16 protein-coding genes are annotated in these 16,371 nt (G+C 69.3%); 4 read left to right on the top strand and 12 right to left on the bottom strand.

Features of this window, described 5'->3' with window-relative positions; genetic code table 11:
* Positions 1 to 62: 62 nt before the first annotated feature.
* The gene (locus tag LXT13_RS24945; protein ID WP_233375026.1) at positions 63 to 1,559 is read right to left on the bottom strand and encodes a DEAD/DEAH box helicase; all 1,497 of its coding nucleotides are present in this window, start codon (positions 1,557 to 1,559) and stop codon (positions 63 to 65) included.
* Positions 1,560 to 1,806: 247 nt separating this feature from the next.
* On the opposite strand from LXT13_RS24945, the gene ettA reads away from it, so the two are divergent.
* The 4 genes from ettA (at position 1,807) to LXT13_RS24965 (ending at position 6,356) form a co-directional block, all read left to right on the top strand.
* Positions 1,807 to 3,471: an energy-dependent translational throttle protein EttA gene (gene ettA, locus LXT13_RS24950; RefSeq protein WP_233375027.1), complete on the top strand. Its 1,665-nt coding sequence runs from the start codon at positions 1,807 to 1,809 to the stop codon at positions 3,469 to 3,471.
* A 114-nt stretch (positions 3,472 to 3,585) separates the two neighbouring features.
* A complete protein-coding gene (locus tag LXT13_RS24955) occupies positions 3,586 to 4,077 on the top strand; it encodes a Spy/CpxP family protein refolding chaperone (protein ID WP_233375028.1) in 492 nt (163 codons plus the stop codon).
* 91 nt (positions 4,078 to 4,168) lie between these two features.
* The gene (locus LXT13_RS24960) at positions 4,169 to 4,879 is read left to right on the top strand and encodes a response regulator (RefSeq protein ID WP_233375029.1); all 711 of its coding nucleotides are present in this window, start codon (positions 4,169 to 4,171) and stop codon (positions 4,877 to 4,879) included.
* 106 nt (positions 4,880 to 4,985) lie between these two features.
* Positions 4,986 to 6,356: a sensor histidine kinase gene (locus tag LXT13_RS24965; RefSeq protein ID WP_233375030.1), complete on the top strand. Its 1,371-nt coding sequence runs from the start codon at positions 4,986 to 4,988 to the stop codon at positions 6,354 to 6,356.
* Between the two features lie 11 nt (positions 6,357 to 6,367).
* Here LXT13_RS24965 and LXT13_RS24970 read toward each other — a convergent pair whose 3' ends face one another.
* The 11 genes from LXT13_RS24970 to LXT13_RS25020 all read right to left on the bottom strand — a co-directional run bounded on the left by LXT13_RS24970 (position 6,368) and on the right by LXT13_RS25020 (position 16,359).
* Positions 6,368 to 7,279, bottom strand: a complete 912-nt coding sequence (locus LXT13_RS24970) for an ACP S-malonyltransferase (protein WP_233375031.1) — start codon at positions 7,277 to 7,279, stop codon at positions 6,368 to 6,370.
* Entirely contained in the window at positions 7,279 to 8,127 is an 849-nt protein-coding gene (gene mdcB / locus LXT13_RS24975) for a triphosphoribosyl-dephospho-CoA synthase MdcB (RefSeq protein ID WP_233375032.1), read from the bottom strand. The genes LXT13_RS24970 and mdcB overlap by 1 nt, the downstream gene beginning before the upstream one ends.
* Positions 8,124 to 8,774: a malonate decarboxylase holo-[acyl-carrier-protein] synthase gene (mdcG, locus tag LXT13_RS24980; RefSeq protein ID WP_233375033.1), complete on the bottom strand. Its 651-nt coding sequence runs from the start codon at positions 8,772 to 8,774 to the stop codon at positions 8,124 to 8,126. Before mdcG ends, mdcB begins: the two co-directional genes overlap by 4 nt.
* Before the next feature lie 25 nt (positions 8,775 to 8,799).
* Complete coding sequence (locus LXT13_RS24985) at positions 8,800 to 9,501, bottom strand: biotin-independent malonate decarboxylase subunit gamma (RefSeq protein ID WP_233375034.1); 702 nt, start codon at positions 9,499 to 9,501, stop codon at positions 8,800 to 8,802.
* Positions 9,501 to 10,361: a biotin-independent malonate decarboxylase subunit beta gene (locus LXT13_RS24990; RefSeq protein ID WP_233375035.1), complete on the bottom strand. Its 861-nt coding sequence runs from the start codon at positions 10,359 to 10,361 to the stop codon at positions 9,501 to 9,503. The genes LXT13_RS24985 and LXT13_RS24990 overlap by 1 nt, the downstream gene beginning before the upstream one ends.
* A complete protein-coding gene (mdcC, locus tag LXT13_RS24995) occupies positions 10,358 to 10,672 on the bottom strand; it encodes a malonate decarboxylase acyl carrier protein (protein WP_419964708.1) in 315 nt (104 codons plus the stop codon). Before mdcC ends, LXT13_RS24990 begins: the two co-directional genes overlap by 4 nt.
* A gap of 11 nt (positions 10,673 to 10,683) precedes the next feature.
* Positions 10,684 to 12,354 (bottom strand): malonate decarboxylase subunit alpha, encoded by a 1,671-nt coding sequence (mdcA, locus tag LXT13_RS25000; RefSeq protein WP_233375037.1) that lies wholly within the window; start codon positions 12,352 to 12,354, stop codon positions 10,684 to 10,686.
* Positions 12,355 to 12,365: 11 nt separating this feature from the next.
* Complete coding sequence (locus LXT13_RS25005; protein ID WP_233375038.1) at positions 12,366 to 13,727, bottom strand: TRAP transporter large permease; 1,362 nt, start codon at positions 13,725 to 13,727, stop codon at positions 12,366 to 12,368.
* Complete coding sequence (locus tag LXT13_RS25010; protein WP_233375039.1) at positions 13,727 to 14,296, bottom strand: TRAP transporter small permease; 570 nt, start codon at positions 14,294 to 14,296, stop codon at positions 13,727 to 13,729. Before LXT13_RS25010 ends, LXT13_RS25005 begins: the two co-directional genes overlap by 1 nt.
* A gap of 7 nt (positions 14,297 to 14,303) precedes the next feature.
* Positions 14,304 to 15,323, bottom strand: coding sequence for a TRAP transporter substrate-binding protein DctP (dctP, locus tag LXT13_RS25015; RefSeq protein WP_233375040.1), 1,020 nt, complete (start codon positions 15,321 to 15,323; stop codon positions 14,304 to 14,306).
* Between the two features lie 118 nt (positions 15,324 to 15,441).
* Entirely contained in the window at positions 15,442 to 16,359 is a 918-nt protein-coding gene (locus LXT13_RS25020; RefSeq protein ID WP_233375041.1) for a LysR family transcriptional regulator, read from the bottom strand.
* Positions 16,360 to 16,371 lie beyond the last annotated feature (12 nt).

Genomic DNA, 16,371 nt, shown 5'->3' on the forward strand with positions numbered 1-16,371 from the left:
CAGCCAATAAAAACGGTCCGCCCCGTGAAGGGCGGACCGTCGTGTCGATGACGCCGGCGCGCTCAGCGCTTGGGTTGGGTCAGTCGCGGCCCGTTGTTATGACGCGGGGCGCCGCCGTCACGGCCGGGCTGGCCTTGCGGCCGCGGGGCCGTGCGGGCACCGCCGTGGCCGGTGTGCGCTGCAGCGGGCTTGGCGCCGCCATGGCCGGCATGCGCCTGGGGCTTGCCGCCGCCACTGGCCGGGCGGCCACCGTCGCGTTGGCCGCCACGGTTGTCGCCACCGCGGCCACCGCCGTTGCCGCCACGGCCGCCGCGACCTTGCGCACCAGCTGGCGGGTTGGGGTTGCGACCCCGGCTGCCGTTGGGGTTCAGCACGGTGCGGCCCAGCACGATGGGCTCGGCCTTCTCGTTCGGATCGGGCGCGAAGCCGGGCACGATTTCCTTCGGGATCTCGCGCTTGATGAGCTTTTCGATGTCACGCAGGAAGCCGTTTTCGTCCACGCAGACGAGGCTGACGGCCTCGCCCTGGGCTCCGGCACGGCCGGTGCGGCCGATGCGGTGGACATAGTCCTCCGGCACGTTAGGCAGCTCGAAGTTGACGACGTGGGGCAACTGGTCGATATCGATGCCGCGGGCCGCGATGTCGGTGGCCACGAGGCAGGTCAGGTCGCCCGACTTGAAGTCGGCCAGCGCCTTGGTGCGCGCGCCCTGGCTCTTGTTGCCATGGATGGCCATCGCGCTGATGCCCTGGTCGTTCAGGTAGTCGGTCAGCCGGTTGGCACCATGCTTCATGCGCGTGAAGACGAGGACCTGGTGCCAGTCACCGTTCTTGATGAGGTGGACGAGCAGTTCCTTCTTGCGCTCGCGGCCCACGGGGTGGACCTTCTGCGCGATCTGGTCGTTGGTCTGGTTGCGGCGGGCCACCTCGATGAGGGCCGGCTGGTTCAGCAGGCGGTCGGCGAGGTTCTTGATCTCGTCGCTGAAGGTGGCGCTGAACAGCAGCGTCTGCTTCTGCGCCGGCAGCAGGGCCAGCACCTTCTTGATGTCGTGGATGAAGCCCATGTCGAGCATGCGGTCGGCTTCGTCCAGCACGAGGATGTCTACCTTGGACAGGTCCAGGTTGCCCAGGCCCGCGTGGTCCAGCAGGCGGCCGGGCGTGGCGACGAGGATGTCGACGCCCTTCTTCAGCTTGTCGACCTGCGGCTGCATGCCGACGCCGCCGAACATGACCATGCTCTTCAGCTCGGGCAGGTACTTGCCGTAGGTCTGCACGCTTTCCTCAACCTGGGCGGCGAGTTCGCGCGTGGGCGTCAGAACGAGGGCCCGCACAGCCGGGCGGCCGAACTTGTTGGAGGCCTTCGGCAGGCCTTGCAGGCGCTGCAGCATGGGCAGCGTGAAACCGGCGGTCTTGCCGGTGCCGGTCTGGGCGCCGGCCATCAGGTCGCCACCCTTCAAGACGGCGGGGATGGCCTGGGCCTGGATGGGGGTGGGGGTGGTGTAGCCGGCGTCGGCGATGGCCTTGAGCAGCGGAGCTGCCAGGCCGAGGGTGTCGAAACTCATCGAATCCTAGAAAGGGGAGGGCACGCCGACAAAACACCGGGGCCTGCCGTGACGCCGGGGAGGCGACACCAGTCTTCGGGCAGGCCAGGCCGCGTGCGGGGCTGCTGAAAATGAAACGCCGCGCAAGACTGAGAAGCGCGGCGTGGACATCATTCTAGCGGGCCCGTCGGTCGGCGTCGGTGACAATACCGACATTGCAGGCCCTCTCCGGGGGCCTGCCGCCATTTCTGCCTCACAGGATTTGCCCATGGCCCAGTACGTCTTCAGCATGAACCGTGTCAACAAGACGGTTCCCCCCAAGCGCCACATCCTCAAGGACATCTCGCTGAGTTTCTTCCCGGGCGCCAAGATCGGCGTGCTGGGCCTGAACGGCTCGGGCAAGTCCACGCTGCTGAAAATCATGGCTGGCGTCGACAAGGAGATTGAGGGCGAAGCCGTCCCGATGCCCGGCATCAAGATCGGCTACCTGGAACAGGAGCCCAAGCTCAACCCCGAGCAGACCGTGCGCGAGGCGGTGGAAGAAGGCATCGGCGGCGTGCTGGCGGCCAAGAAGCGGCTGGACGAGGTCTATGCGGCCTACGCCGAGCCGGATGCCGACTTCGACAAGCTGGCCGCCGAGCAGGGCGAGCTGGAAGCCATCATCGCCGCCGCCGGCAGTGAGAACACCGACCTGCAGCTGGAGCTGGCCGCCGACGCGCTGAACCTGCCGCCGTGGGACTCCACCATCGAGCACCTCTCCGGCGGCGAGAAGCGCCGCGTCGCGCTGTGCCGCCTGCTGCTGAGCAAGCCCGACATGCTGCTGCTCGACGAACCCACCAACCACCTGGACGCCGAATCGGTCGAGTGGCTGGAGCAGTTCCTGCAGCGCTTTCCCGGCACCGTCGTGGCCATCACCCACGATCGCTACTTTCTCGACAACGCGGCTGAGTGGATTCTCGAACTCGACCGTGGCCACGGCATCCCGTGGAAGGGCAACTACTCCGACTGGCTGGACCAGAAGGAAAAGCGCCTGGAGCAGGAGCAGAAGTCCGAGGACGCCCGCGCCAAGGCGATGAAGGAAGAACTGAAGTGGGTGCGCTCCAACACCAAGGGCCGCCAGGCCAAGAGCAAGGCGCGTCTGGCCCGCTTCGAAGAGCTGAGCGATGTCGAGTACCAGAAGCGCAACGAGACCAACGAGATCTTCATCCCCGTGGCCGAGCGCCTGGGCAATGAGGTCATCGAGTTCGAGAACGTCTCCAAGAGCTTCGGCGACCGCGTGCTCATCGACAACCTGTCGTTTAAGGTGCCGGCTGGCGCCATCGTCGGCATCATCGGCCCCAACGGCGCCGGCAAGTCGACGCTGTTCCGCATGATCCAGGGCGTGGAGCAGCCGGACTCGGGCACGGTCAAGATCGGCAAGACCGCCAAGTTGGCCTTCGTGGACCAGAGCCGCGCCAGCCTGGACGGCAGCAAGACCGTGTGGGAAGACGTCTCCGGCGGCCTGGACAACATCGTCGTCGGCAAGTTCGTGATGCCCAGCCGTGCGTATCTCGGCCGCTTCAACTTCAAGGGCAACGACCAGCAGAAGATGGTCGGCCAGCTCTCGGGCGGTGAGCGCGGCCGCCTGCACTTGGCCAAGACGCTGGCCCAGGGCGGCAACGTGCTGATGCTGGACGAACCGTCCAACGACCTTGACGTCGAAACGCTGCGCGCGCTGGAAGAAGCGCTGCTGGAGTTCGCCGGCTCGGCCATGGTGATCAGCCACGACCGCTGGTTCCTGGACCGCATCTGCACGCACATCCTGGCTTGTGAAGGCGACTCGCAGTGGTTCTTCTTCGACGGCAACTTCCACGAGTACGAAGCCGACAAGAAGAAGCGTCTGGGCGAGGAAGGCGCACGCCCGAAGCGCATGCGCTTCAAGCCGATCAAATAAGGCCGCGCAGGCTGGCGGGGTGCACGAAGCGACACAGTTCTTTACTTCGTGCCCAACGATCGCTCACAGGGCCCCCAGAAGATGACCTCACCCGCACTCTTTCTGGAAACCCTGATGAACACGACCCGATTCCAGCACTTGTTCCGCGTGGCCGCCGTGTCGGCCGCGCTGGCCCTCGGCAGTGTTGCCGCGCAAGCCCAGCCCGGCCCGGGTCCCGGCCCCGGCCATCACGGCGGCCCGCCGGACGCCGGCTTCTTCGGCGGCGGTCATCTCCAGCACATGCTCGACGTTGTCAACGCGACCGATGCGCAGCGCAGCCAGATCGATACCATCTTCAAGGCCGCGCGGCAGGACCTCGCCGGTCAGCGCGAAGCGGGCATGAAGCTGCACGAGCAGATGGCTGCGCTCTACACGGCGACCAACATCGACGCTGCGGCCATCGAGTCGTTGCGCCAGCAGATGAGTGCCCAGCATGAAGCTGCCTCCAAGCGCATGAGCCAGGCCAGCATCGATGCGGCCCGTGTGCTGACGCCCGAGCAGCGCGCCAAGATCGCAGAGGTCATGAAGCGGCACACGGACCGCATGGCCGATCGTCGTCCGCGCTGATTACCGCTGCTTGAGGAGTTCTGCGATGCTTGAGCCCCGATCCACCGGCGCAGAAGCGCGCCGGCCTCCGTTCCAATCTCTTGCCCCCGTGATGAGTGCTCGACTGCTGCTGATCGACGATGACGCCCGCCTTACCGGCATGGTGGGCGACTACCTCCGCGCCGCGGGTTTCGAAGTCAGCACGGCGGGCAGCCTGGCGCAGGCGCGCGAGGCGCTGGCGCACAGCCGCTTCGAGTTGCTGGTGCTGGACCTGATGCTGCCGGACGGCGACGGCCTGGACTTTTGCCGTTCGCTGCGTGGTGATCCGCGCTGGCGCCATCAGCCGGTGCTGATGCTGTCGGCCCGCGGCGAGCCGATGGACCGCATCCTGGGCCTGGAGCTGGGCGCTGACGACTACCTCGCCAAGCCCTTCGAGCCGCGCGAACTGCAGGCGCGTATCAAGGCCTTGCTGCGCCGGTTGGAACCCAAGCTGGACGGCGACGAGGTGCTGCGCTTCGGCCGGCTTGAGATCGACCTGGCGGCCCGCGTGGCCCGCCTGGACAACAAGATCTGCGACCTGACCAGCCACCAGTTCGACCTGCTCGTCGTGCTGGCGCAGAGCCCCGGCCGCGTGCTGAGCCGCGACCAGATCATGGATGCGCTCAAGGGCCACCCGCTGGAGGCCTTCGACCGCTCCATCGACGTGCACATCTCGCGCATCCGCGCCGTCATCGAGGACGACCCGAAGAACCCCCGCCGCGTGCTGACCGTGCGCGGTGCGGGCTACGTGTTCGCCCGCAAGCAGGACGCCGACGCCGACTGATGGCGCCCCTCGCCCGGCCTCGCGTCGCTGAGCAAGCCCATCGGCAGCGCGGACCGTTCGGGGAGCGACCCGGCGGCCGGCCCGCCGTTCTCGACGAGAACCTCACTTGAAGTCCCTCTACGTCCGCATCTACCTGACGCTCGTCGCATTGCTGCTGGCTTTTGCGTTCGGCTCGGCGTGGCTGTTCCAGCGTCACATCGAGCAGGAGCGCGTCAATGTGGAGGCGACAGCGGGGGAGCGCCTCACCGCGCTGGCCGGGCTGCTGAAGCTGGCGCTGCCGCCCTCCGATGCGCCGCGTGCCGAGCAGGCGGCAGTGTTCGTGGACTGGGGCCAGCGGCTGCGCATGCCGGTCGCACTGGAAGACGCGCGGGGCCGGCGCATCGCTTCGACGCCCATGTTCGAGCGCCGCGCGGACGAGCCAGGGGCCATCGTCGTCAGCGCTGAGATGGGTGACGGCCGCAGCCTGGAGATGGTGCGCACCGTGCGGCCGCCGGGGCCACCCAGCGCCGCCTCCGGGCCGGCCAGTCCTGGCTCGGCGGCCCGGACCCCGCGCCCGGAGGAAGGCCCTTGGGCGGGGCCGTGGCTGCACCGCCCTGTCACGCCTGGGGCACCGGCCGTGTCGACGCTCGCGATCGTGCTCCTGCTGCTGTTCGTTGGCGTCGCGGTCGGCGCCTATCCTGTGGTGCGCCGGCTGACGCGCCGGCTGGAGGCGCTCAAGCGCGGCGTCGAGCGGTTCGGCGCTGGCCAGCTGCATCACCGTGTGGACGACAGCGGCCGCGACGAAGTGGCGGCCGTGGCGGCCAGCTTCAACCAGGCGGCCGAGCGCATCGAGACGCTGTTGCATTCCCACCAGAGCCTACTGGCCAACGCCAGCCACGAGCTGCGCTCCCCGCTGGCGCGGCTGAAGATGGCCTTCGCGATGCTGGAAGACGCGCCGTCCGCCCAACGCGAGCGGCTCCAGCGCGAGATCGATGTGAACATCGCGGAGTTGGACGCGCTCGTCGAGGAGGTGCTGCTGGCGAGTCGGCTGGAGGCGGGCAGCGCCGTTGGCGAACCGCACCCGGTCGAGCTGCTGGCACTGGGCGCCGAGGAGGCCGCCCGGGCGGAAGTGGTCTTCGATCCGGAAACTGACACGGCCCGCGTGCTGGGCCAGGAGCGGCTGCTGCGGCGGGCCCTGCGCAACCTGCTGGACAACGCGCGCCGCTACGGCGGGCCGGATGTGCAGCTGACGTTACGGCCGCTAGCGGGCGGCTATGAGTTCGTCGTGGCCGACCGGGGCCCCGGCGTGCCGGTCGAGCTGCGTGAGCGCATCTTCGAGCCGTTCTACCGGCTGCCCGGCCATGCCGAGATGGCAGGTGGCGTGGGCCTGGGACTGAGCCTGGTCAAGCAGATCGCCGAGCGCCATGGTGGCAGCGTGCGCTGCCTGCCGCGCGACGGCGGGGGCAGCCGCTTCGTGCTGTTCCTGCCGGCGGGTTGACCGCGGCTGCCTCAATCGGCCAGTGACTGCTGTACCCAGCGCCAGACGCCTTCGGGCTGCTGGAAATCATCCACCGAGCGCACTGGTATGCCGGGGTGCCGGACCTCCCACATGCCGGCCAGCGTGCGACCGGGGCCGACTTCCAGCACGCAGCGCGGCTGGCGTTCGGCCACGCTGTCCATGCAGTCGTCCCACAGCACCGGGCTGCCCACCTGGCCGGCTAGTGCCGCGGCGAGCGCGGCGGGCTGGCGCACGGCTGTGCCCGTGAAGTTGCACACCAAAGCCGTGACGGGTGGCTGTAGCGGCATCACGGCCAGACGCAGGGCCAGCTCGTCCGCGGCGCCCGCCAGCGCCGGTGTGTGCGAGGCCAGGCTGATAGGCAGCGGCGTGCAGCGCATGCCGGCCGCCGTCCATGCGGCTGCTTGCCGTTCCAGCGCCTGGCGCGGTCCGCCGACGATGACGCGGTCTGCGCCGATGCGGATGGCCAGGTGCAGGTCCTTGGCCTGCGCGGCCAGCTCGCCGGCCCGTGGGCCTTGCAGCGCCAGCAGGCCGGTGCCTGCGGCGGCAGGGCAGTCTGACATCGCCTCCGCGCGCTCGACGGCGAAGGCGAGGGCTGCCGCGTCGTCCATCACGCCGGCCGCCGCGAAAGCGGCCACCTCGCCGACGCTGTAGCCGGCGATAGCCACGGGGCGAGGCAGCCGCTCGGCCAGCACGCGCCACGCGGCCAGCGCCAGCGCGGTCAGCAGTGGCTGTGCGACAGTGTTGACCTGCAGCCAGTGCTCGTCGTCAAGGCGTGTGCGCCAGTCGGCGCCGAGGCTGGCGCCCAGCGTCTGCAGAGGCGGCGCCTCTGGCCGGGCAAGCAGCCAGGGCAGCATCTTCGGATGCTGGGCGCCCTGGCCGGGAAACAGAAGTGCGAGCGACATCAGCCCAGGCGCTGCAGCCAGCAGGCGGCCGCCAGCGTGTCGGCGGCGCCGCCCGGCGACAGCCTCCGCCGGACGAACTCGCCGGCCAGTGCCTCGGCAGCCGCTGGCCCGTCCGGGCGATCGATGCCGCCAGCGGCGAGGAAGGCTGCCGCCTCGCGCTGCGCGAAGCGCAGGCCTGCCAGCCCGCCACGGTGGGCGAGGTTGCTGTCGTCCAGCACGGCCATCACGGCGAACAGGCAGTCCAACCGCGCCGCGCCGGGCGGCAGGCCGCGTGCCAGCCCGCGGCGCAGCGCCGGCTCCGCGGTCTCGAACAGCGTCGGGAAGCCCAGCGCCGCCTCGGCGGATGCACTGCGTAGCCCCAGCCGGCGCGCGGCGATGCCGCCGGGGAGCGTCGACGGGCGGTGGGTGCGCGCCTGAAGCGTTTCGCCCCAGCGCTGCCTCAGCGTCGCGCGCAGCGCTTCAGGCGTGGCCGCCTGGCCGGCCGCGGCAAGCGCGCCAGCCGAGGCGCACAGCAGCCCAAGCATGAAGATGGCGCCGCGGTGCGTGTTGACGTCGCTGGTGGCCGCCAGCATGCGGGCCTCGGCGGCGATGCCGCAACGCTCCAGCGCGTCGAACGGCGCGCCCTCGGCGCCCAGCTCGGCGATGCGCACGAAATACCCCCGCAGCGCAAACAGGCTGCGCATGAAGGTGTGGGCGTCCATGTCGTCGTGGCTGCCGCGGTCGGTCAGCGTGACGAGTCCGGGCTTGGGCGACAGCGCCAGCTCATCGTGCAGCGCCAGGATGGCGGCGCGGCCGATCTGCTGCGTGGTCAATTGCGCCGGTCGCGGCGCCTGCCGGGCCCGGCTCATGCCAGCGCGTCCTCCAGCGAGCGCGGCAGGGACGCGCCGTACAGCCGCTTCACGAGCAGCGACGCCGCTCGACCGCCGCGCCAGGCCTGCCACTCGCGCCAGGCCACCGCCGCCTCGCCGTCGAAGACCAGCTCGCCGTCCAGCCGGCGCGACGGCGCGTTGAAGTCGGCCAGCGCGGCCGCCACCGCATCAGCCTGCGCGGTGCTGCCGACGCTGACCCAGACGTCGAGGTCGGAACCCTCACGCACATGCGACAGGCCCGTGAGGTGCTGCCAGCCGTGGCTGCCGTAGACCCGCGCACTGGCGCCGCAGGCCTGCAACGTGGCAACCAACTGGCGGGCCGGCGCGCGCGCGTCGGCCGGGAGCTGCGGGATGACGGCGGCCAGCGGCGGGAATTCGTCGAAATACAGCACCTCGCGCCAGTCCACGCGCAGCGCCAGGCGCCGGTAGCCCCAGGCCTTGGGGGCGCACAGGCCCATCGCGATGGCGTCGTCGCCCTCGCGCTGGCGGGTGATGACCAGCGGCAGCCCGTGCGCGGCCCAGTGCGCGAGGCAGCCGCGCGCGTCGGCATCCCACGCGCCGGCCCGCAGGCGGTTCCAGCCGGCGGCCGACAGCCAGGCGATCTGGTGGCGGTGCAGCGAGGCCATGGGTCGACGGCGGTCGTCTGCCCGCTCAGGCGGCGTCCAGCACCTGCTGGATGACATCGGCCGCCAGGCGCCGACCGCCACGTGCGGCGCCGTCCTCGGCGCGGCGGTCCTGCGTGGGCGTGTCGGCCAGCGCGTCGCGCAGCGCCTGCGCCAGGTCGCCCTGCCAGAGCCGGCGCACGCCTCCCATGGCGACATAGTTGCGCACGCCCGGCGCGAACACCGGGTTGGCCTCGGACAGCTCGGCCAGCAGCGACTCGGGCAGCTTGGTGACGCGGGCCATGGCCGGCAGCCGCATGACGCGGATCTCGGCCTCGGGCAGCGCGTCGCAGGCGTCGGCGATGAGGCCGGAGGTGATGAAGCCGCCCGAAAGTGCCTGGTCGTACACAAGCCCCAGCACGCGGTGGCCGCGGCGGCGGGCCAGGTCGATGCACATGCCGAGGTGGGCCATCGCGCGGTTGATGCCTAACAGCTCGTCGCGGCGACGCAGCTGCTGGCCTTGCGTGTCGATGAGCAGCAGGAGGGCGCGGCCGGGGTTGCGGGCCATCGTGTCCAGTACGACGCGGGCCTGCGCCAGCGCCAGCGCGACGCCGATGGGTGCGTGGTCGGTGGTGCCGAGCACGGTCAGCGGCTCGCCGTCAAACTCGACCTCCCCGTGCAGGAAGTCGCCGTCGCGCACGATGCCGTGGCCGGCGCCGAAGAGCCGGGTGGCGAGGGTCTGCCAGTCCATCAGTGCACTCCCAGGGCCAGCACGCCGGCCACGTCGAGGTCTGGGACGCGGGCGGCATCGGCCACGCCGACGCTGGCCCACAGGTCCAGCGCCTCGGAGCCATCGAAGGCCAGCCGCGTCTGCAGCCGGGCGTGCTCGGCCTCCAGCGCGTCCAGCGTGACGGGACGGGCGGCGCCGAGAGCGGCGATGGCGGCGGCACGGAAGGCCGCCACGTCGTCCTCCACCAGCGCGTCGCAGTCGCCGGTCAGCCAGCGGTGCTTGCCGCCGGTGATCCGCCACACCAGCGCGCGGTCGCGCGAATCGAACTCCTCGACGCCGTGTGAGGCTTCGATGACCTCGGGACCCGACATGGCCAGGCGACCGATGTCGCTCATGACGATGTGATCGGCGCAGCGCGCCACGATGCCCATGCCGCCGAAGCAGCCGCCCGCACCACCGATCAGCACGACGACAGGGATGCCGGCCGCACGCACCTCCAGCAGCGCACGCATTACCTCGGACACGGCGATGAGGCCCGCGTTGGCCTCGTGCAGCCGCACGCCGCCAGACTCGGCCAGCAGCAGCACGGCCTTCGGGCGATCACGCAGCGCGCGTCTGAACAGGCCGACGAGCTTGGCGCCGTGTACCTCACCGACGCCGCCACCCATGAACTGCCCCTCCTGCGCGGCGACGAAGACCGGCTGGCCGGTCAGCGTCGCGCGGCCGATGGCAACACCGTCGTCGAACGACGACGGCACCCCCAGTTGGGCGAGGTGGGGGCTGGTGAGCTTGCACGCGGGCGGCAGCCACTCGTGGAAGCTGCCGTCGTCCACGAGCAGCGCCAGCCGCTCGCGGGCCGAGCATTCGGCATAGGAGATCATGGCTGCAGCTCCTGCGCGGCCTGGTCCAGCCGCAGGCTGACGACGGCGGGCGTGGCGCCCATGTCGTGGATGGAGACCTGCACGCCGGCCAACTGGTGGCGGGTGTGGAAGTCCTGCGCAACGGCAGCCCAGATCGCGCCGAATCCGCGCGCCGAGGTCTCGATATGGAAGCGGCAGTCGGCGCCGGGCGCGGGCTCCAGCAGCACTTCGAGGTTGCCTGAGCCGACGACGCCGACCAGCACGGGCGTGAAAGCGCCGGCCGCCCGCGTTCCGGGGAAGCTGTAGTCCAGGGTTTCGAGTCCGGGTTGCATCATTGGGGCCCTCACCAGTTGCGGAAGCGCTTGGGCGGGGCATAAAGCCCGCCGGAAGCGCGCACGAGGTCTCGCATGCTGCGCGCCGCGAGCAGGTTGCGCGTCGCGTCGCGCGGGTCGATGCCGAGATCTGCCGGCCGCTTGATGACGCCACGGTCGCGCAGGTTCTCGACCATGCGCGTGTCCCGCGCCAGGCCCACGGCCGTGTAGCCGGCCACGCCGCGGATGGCCTGCTCGCGCTCTTCGTCGGTGCGGCACAGCAGCAGGTTGGCGATGCCTTCCTCGGTCAGCACGTGGCTGACGTCTTCGCCGTAGATCATGATCGGCGGCAGCGCCATGCCGGCCTGCTGCTGCAGCGTCCACGCATCGAGGCGTTCGACGAAAGCCGGCTGCATATGCTCGCGGAAGGTCTCGACCATCTGCACGACGAGCTTCTGCCCCCGTGGTGTGCCGGCGGCCCCGGGCCGGCCGGCGCGGGCTTCGCTGCCCGCCTTGAGCCAGGGCGGGCTGGCGTGGCGGCGGCCGCGGGCGTCGGCCCCCATGTTGGGCGCACCGCCAAAGCCGGTGATGCGGCCCAGCGTGGCGGTGGAGCTGTTGCCCTGCAGGTCCATCTGCAGCGTGGAGCCGATGAAGAGGTCGCAGGCGTAGTGGCCTGCGGCCTGGCAGAAGGCGCGGTTGCTGCGCAGGCTGCCATCGGCACCGGTGAAGAACACGTCCGACCGCGCGCGGATGTAGTCCTCCATGCCGAGCTCGGAGCCGAAGGAGTGGATGGACTCGACCCAGCCGGCCTCGATGGCGGGGATGAGCGCCGGGTGCGGGTTCAGCGCCCAGTGCTTGCAGATCTTGCCCTTGAGGCCCAGTCGCTCGCCGTAGGTGGGGAGCAGCAGCTCGATGGCCGCGGTGTCGAAGCCGATGCCGTGGTTCAGGCGCTGTACGCCGTACTCGGCGTAGATGCCCTTGATGGCCATCATGGCCATCAGCACCTGGATCTCGCTGATCTGCGCGGGGTCGCGCGTGAACAGCGGCTCGACGAGGTTGGGGCGGGGCGCCTTGATGACGAAGTCCACCCAGTCGGCCGGGATATCGATGCGCGGCAGCACGTCGACGATCTCGTTGACCTGCGCGATGACGAGGCCACCCGAAAAGGCCGTGGCCTCGACGATGGCCGGCGTGTCCTCGGTGTTGGGGCCGGTGTAGAGATTGCCTTGTCGGTCGGCCGCATGGGCTGCGACGAGGGCAACCTTGGGCGTCAGGTCGATGAAGTAGCGCGCGAACAGTTCCAGGTAGGTGTGGATGGCGCCGATCTCGATGCCGCCGCTGCTTACCAGCTTGGCCAGCCGGCCGCCCTGCGGGCCGGAGAAGGAGAAGTCCAGCCGCTTGGCGATGCCGGTCTCGAACACGTCGAGGTGCTCGGGCAGCGCCAGCACCGACTGCACCATGTGCAGGTCATGCACGCGCTGCGCGTCCACCTGTGTCAGCGCCTGGGCGAGGAAGTCGGCCTGCTTCTGGTTGTTGCCCTCCAGGCAGACACGGTCGCCGGGCTGCAGCACGGCCTCCAGCAGCGCGACGGCGGCGTCGGTAGCGACATGCCGGCCGTGCAGCTGCGGGCCCAGGGCAGTGGCCGCGCGGGTCAGTCGCTCGCGGCGCTGGCGGTCGCGCAGGTTCCAGGCGGGAGCGTTCATCGTCGCCTCCTTCAGCGTGCGGCGTTGACGACGCCCATGACGGCATCGGGCAGTGACGTCGCGATGCCGGGGAAGATGCAGATGAGCAGCACCGCCAGCAGCATCAGCAGCACGAACGGCAGCACGCCCCAGATGATGTCGCGCAGCTCGATGTCCGGCGCGATGTTCTTGATGACGAAGATGTTCAGCCCCACCGGCGGGTGGATGAGGCCGGTCTCCATGACGATGGTCATCAGGATGCCGAACCAGATCAGGTCGAATCCGGCCGCCTTCAGCGGCGGCAAGATGATGGGCGCCGTCATCAGAATGATGCTGACCGGCGGCAGGAAAAAGCCGAGCCCGATGACCATCAGCAATACCGCGAAGAGCAGCACCCACTTGGACAGCTGCATGCCGACGATCCACTCGGCTGCGGCCTGGCTGATGTGCAGGTAGCTCATCACGTAGGAGAACAGCAGCGACATGCCGATGATGAACATCAGCATGGTCGACTCCTTCAGCGTCGCCGTCAGGATGGGCGCCACGTCCTTCGGTCGCCAGACACCGTAGATTGTGGCGATCAGCAGCAGCGCCAACAGCGCGCCGAGGCCCGCCGTCTCGGACGGCGTCGCGAAGCCGCCGTAAAGGGCCACCATGACGCCCACCAGTAGCACGACGAAGGGCACCACGCGCGGCAGCATCTCGAACTTCTGCCGCGTCGTGAAGGTTTCCTTCGCCAGCAACGCAGACGCGGCGCCGCTGCGCTTGAATTCGGCCTCGGCCAGCGCGTGCTCCTTGCGGTAGCGCAGACCGGCGTAGACGGCGAACAGCACCACCAGCAAAACGCCAGGGAAGATGCCGGCGAGGAACAGCCGGCCCAGCGACTGCTCGGCCGCCACCGCGTACAGGATCATCGTGATGGACGGCGGCAGCAGGATGCCCAGCGTGCCGCCCGCGGCGATGATGCCCGCCGCGAAGCCGGGCGAGTAGCCACGCTTGCGCATCTCCGGGATGCCGGCGCTGCCGATGGCCGAGCAGGTGGCCGGGCTGGAGCCGGCCATGGCCGCGAAGAGTGCGCAGGCGAACACGTTGGCGATGCCCAGGCCGCCGGGGATGCGGCCCATCCACACATGCATGGCAGCGTAGAGGTCCTGCCCGGCGCGGGATTTGCCGATGGCGGCGCCCTTCAGGATGAACAGCGGGATGGAGAGCAGCGTGATGCTGGCCATCTCCTCGTAGACGTTCTGCGTGATGGTGTCGAGCGCCGAGGCCGGCATGAAGAAGGCCATGAACAGCAACGCGACGCTGCCGAGCGCGAACGAAATCGGCGCGCCCGAGAACATGAACAGCAGCGTGACGACGCCGAACAGCGAGCCAAGGACGAGCATGCTCATCAGCGGGCTCCTTGAGAGGGGTTGAAGAGCCCGTTGAGGCGGGCGGTCAGCTGCACGAGCAGCTGCAGGCTCAGCAGCGTCATGCCGGCGGCCATCAGGCTGTAGGGAATCCACAGCGGCGGCGCCCAGGACGAGGAGGTCGTCTGCCCCTCGGCCCAGGCCTCGTGGAACAGCGTCCACGACTTCCAGGCGAAGAACGCGCAGAAGGCGGTGCACATCAGGTCCACCAGCGCCAGTCGCAGGCGGTTGACGGCGCGGGGCAGCAGGCCGGCCAGCGCCTCGATACCCACATGGCCGCGCAGTTGCTGCACGAAGGCGCCGCACATGAAGGTGGCGCCGACGAGGCAGAACACGGCGGCCTCGTCCTGCCAGTCCGTCGACGCCTTCATCACGTAACGTGAGATGACGCTGTACGTCAGCACGCAGGACGCGACGAGCAGTGCCAGCATGCCCAGCGCCACCATCGTGCGGTTGATGACATCCAGCAGCCTCGCCAGCGGCATCAGCAGCGCTGGCGTGTCCGGGTCGATGCCGGCTCGCGCCGGCTTGAGCTCGAAGCCGTGGCTCATGCCGCGCTCACAGCAGCTTCTGGGCAGCCTTGAGGATGGCGGCGCAGGACTCGTTCTTCTCGCCGAAGTCCTTCCACGCGGTCTCGCGGGCGATGGCCTGCCACTTCTTCAGCGTGGGCTCGTCCATGTCGTAGACCTTGGCACCGGCCTTCGCGTAGATCGCAGCAGCCGCCTGGTCGTCGGCCTTGGCGGCATCGCGGGCGAAGACTTCCATCTCCGCGCCGATGGCCATGATGACGTCCTGCTGCGGCTTGGGCAGCCGGTTGAAGACCTCCTTAGAGATCATCAGCGGTTCCAGCATGAACCAGTAGGTGCGCTGGCGACCCGAGGTCAGGTGTTTGGCGATCTCCTCCAGCTTGAAGGAGATGAAGCTGGTGGACGAGGTCATCGCTGCATCCATCGCGCCGGTCTGCATCGCGGCGTAGATCTCGTTGGACGGCAGCGTGATGACCGAGGCGCCTGCCTGCTTCAGCATCATGTCCATCTCGCGGCTGCCGCCGCGCACCTTCAGGCCCTTGGCGTCGTCCGGCGTCACCATCGCGCGGGTGCGGCTGGCCACGCCACCGGCCTGCCAGACCCAGCTGACGATGATGACGCCCTTGTCGTCCAGCACCTTGGAGAGCAGCTTGCCGGCCTCTGCCGTCTTCCAGGCCGCGCCTTGCTCATAACTGGGCACCAGAGCGGGCATCAGGCCGGCGTTTGTCTCGGCCACCTCGCCGCCCGCGTAGGACAGCGGCACCAGGCTCATGTCCAGCGCACCCTTGCGCATCGCCGAGAACTGAGCGTTGGTCTTCATTAGCGACGAGCCCGGATAGACCGACGCCTTCAGCGCGCCGCCGGTGCGCTTCTCGACCTCGGCCGCGAACTTGCGGCACAGGCGGTCACGGAAGTCACCCTCGTTCAGCGTGCCGCTCGGGAACTGGTGCGAGATCTTCAGGCCGCCCGCCTGGGCGAAGGTGTCGGTCCAGCCGGCGGTGGCGGCGGCGCTGGCAGCGGCGGCCACCCATTGGCGTCGTGTCAGGTTCATGGCTTGTCTCCAAAGTTCCGCCTGTACTGGCGGTATGCAGTTGCAGTTTCGAAGTGACCTTGACGACGGTCAATGAGCCGCACCGGGCGACCATTACGCCAGCCGAAAAGATCGTGGGTTAACCCTTGAGTTCCTCGGCATGGCTGCGGCAGGCGGCCAGCAAGGACAGCAGGTTGGGGTCGCGCTCGCGCGTGCGCAGGAACACGACGCAGATCTTCTGACGCATCTGGTAACGCGGCTGCAACGGCACCAGGCAGACATTGCGCGGCAGCACGTTTCGGATGCGCCCCGGCAGCAAAGTGCAGCCGATACCTCCGCCCACCAGGTTCATCAGCGAGAAGATGTCGTTCGTTGTCATGACGACGTTGGGCTCGAAGCCCGCCACGCGGAAGGCATCAACGAAGCGGTCGCGCGTCACATAACCTTCATTGAGCGACACGAAACGCTCGTCGCCCAGCGCGCCCAGGTCGATCTCGTCTTGCTGCGCGTAGGGTGAGCCCGCGGGCGCAGCGAAGAACATGCCGTCCTCGAACAGCAACTGCGACTCCACGTCCGGCGCGTCCTCGGGAAACCCCATCACCGTGGCGTCCAGCGTGCCCTCGCGCAGCCGGCGCAGCAGCTCCTGGTTTGAGCCCATGACCAGCTCAGTCTGGATGTCGGGCTTGCGCAGCCGCAGGCCCATGATGATGGCTGGCACGGTGACGCTGGTCAGCGAATAGAGCGAGCCGATGCGGATGCGGTCCGCTGCATAACCGGCGATCTCGCGCGTCGCGCGGATGCCGTTGGACATCGCCTGCAGCACCTCGCGTGCTACGTCCGCCAGCGCATGGGCCGCGTCGTTGGGCTGCAGGTTGCGCCCCTCGAGCCGGAACAGGCTGCAGCGCGTGCCCGTCTCCAGCGAATGCAGAGCCCGATGCACGCTGACCGCGCTGATGCCCAGCCGCTCGGCCGCACGCGCGAGGCTGCCGCTCTCCATGAACGCGAGCAGGATCTCCAGCTTGCGGAACGTGATCTCTTCGTCGATGCGGTTCAGCATGGCGCCGCATGC

This window comes from Pelomonas cellulosilytica, from assembly GCF_021353265.1.
In the GTDB taxonomy this organism is placed as follows: Bacteria; Pseudomonadota; Gammaproteobacteria; order Burkholderiales; family Burkholderiaceae_C; genus Pelomonas; species Pelomonas cellulosilytica.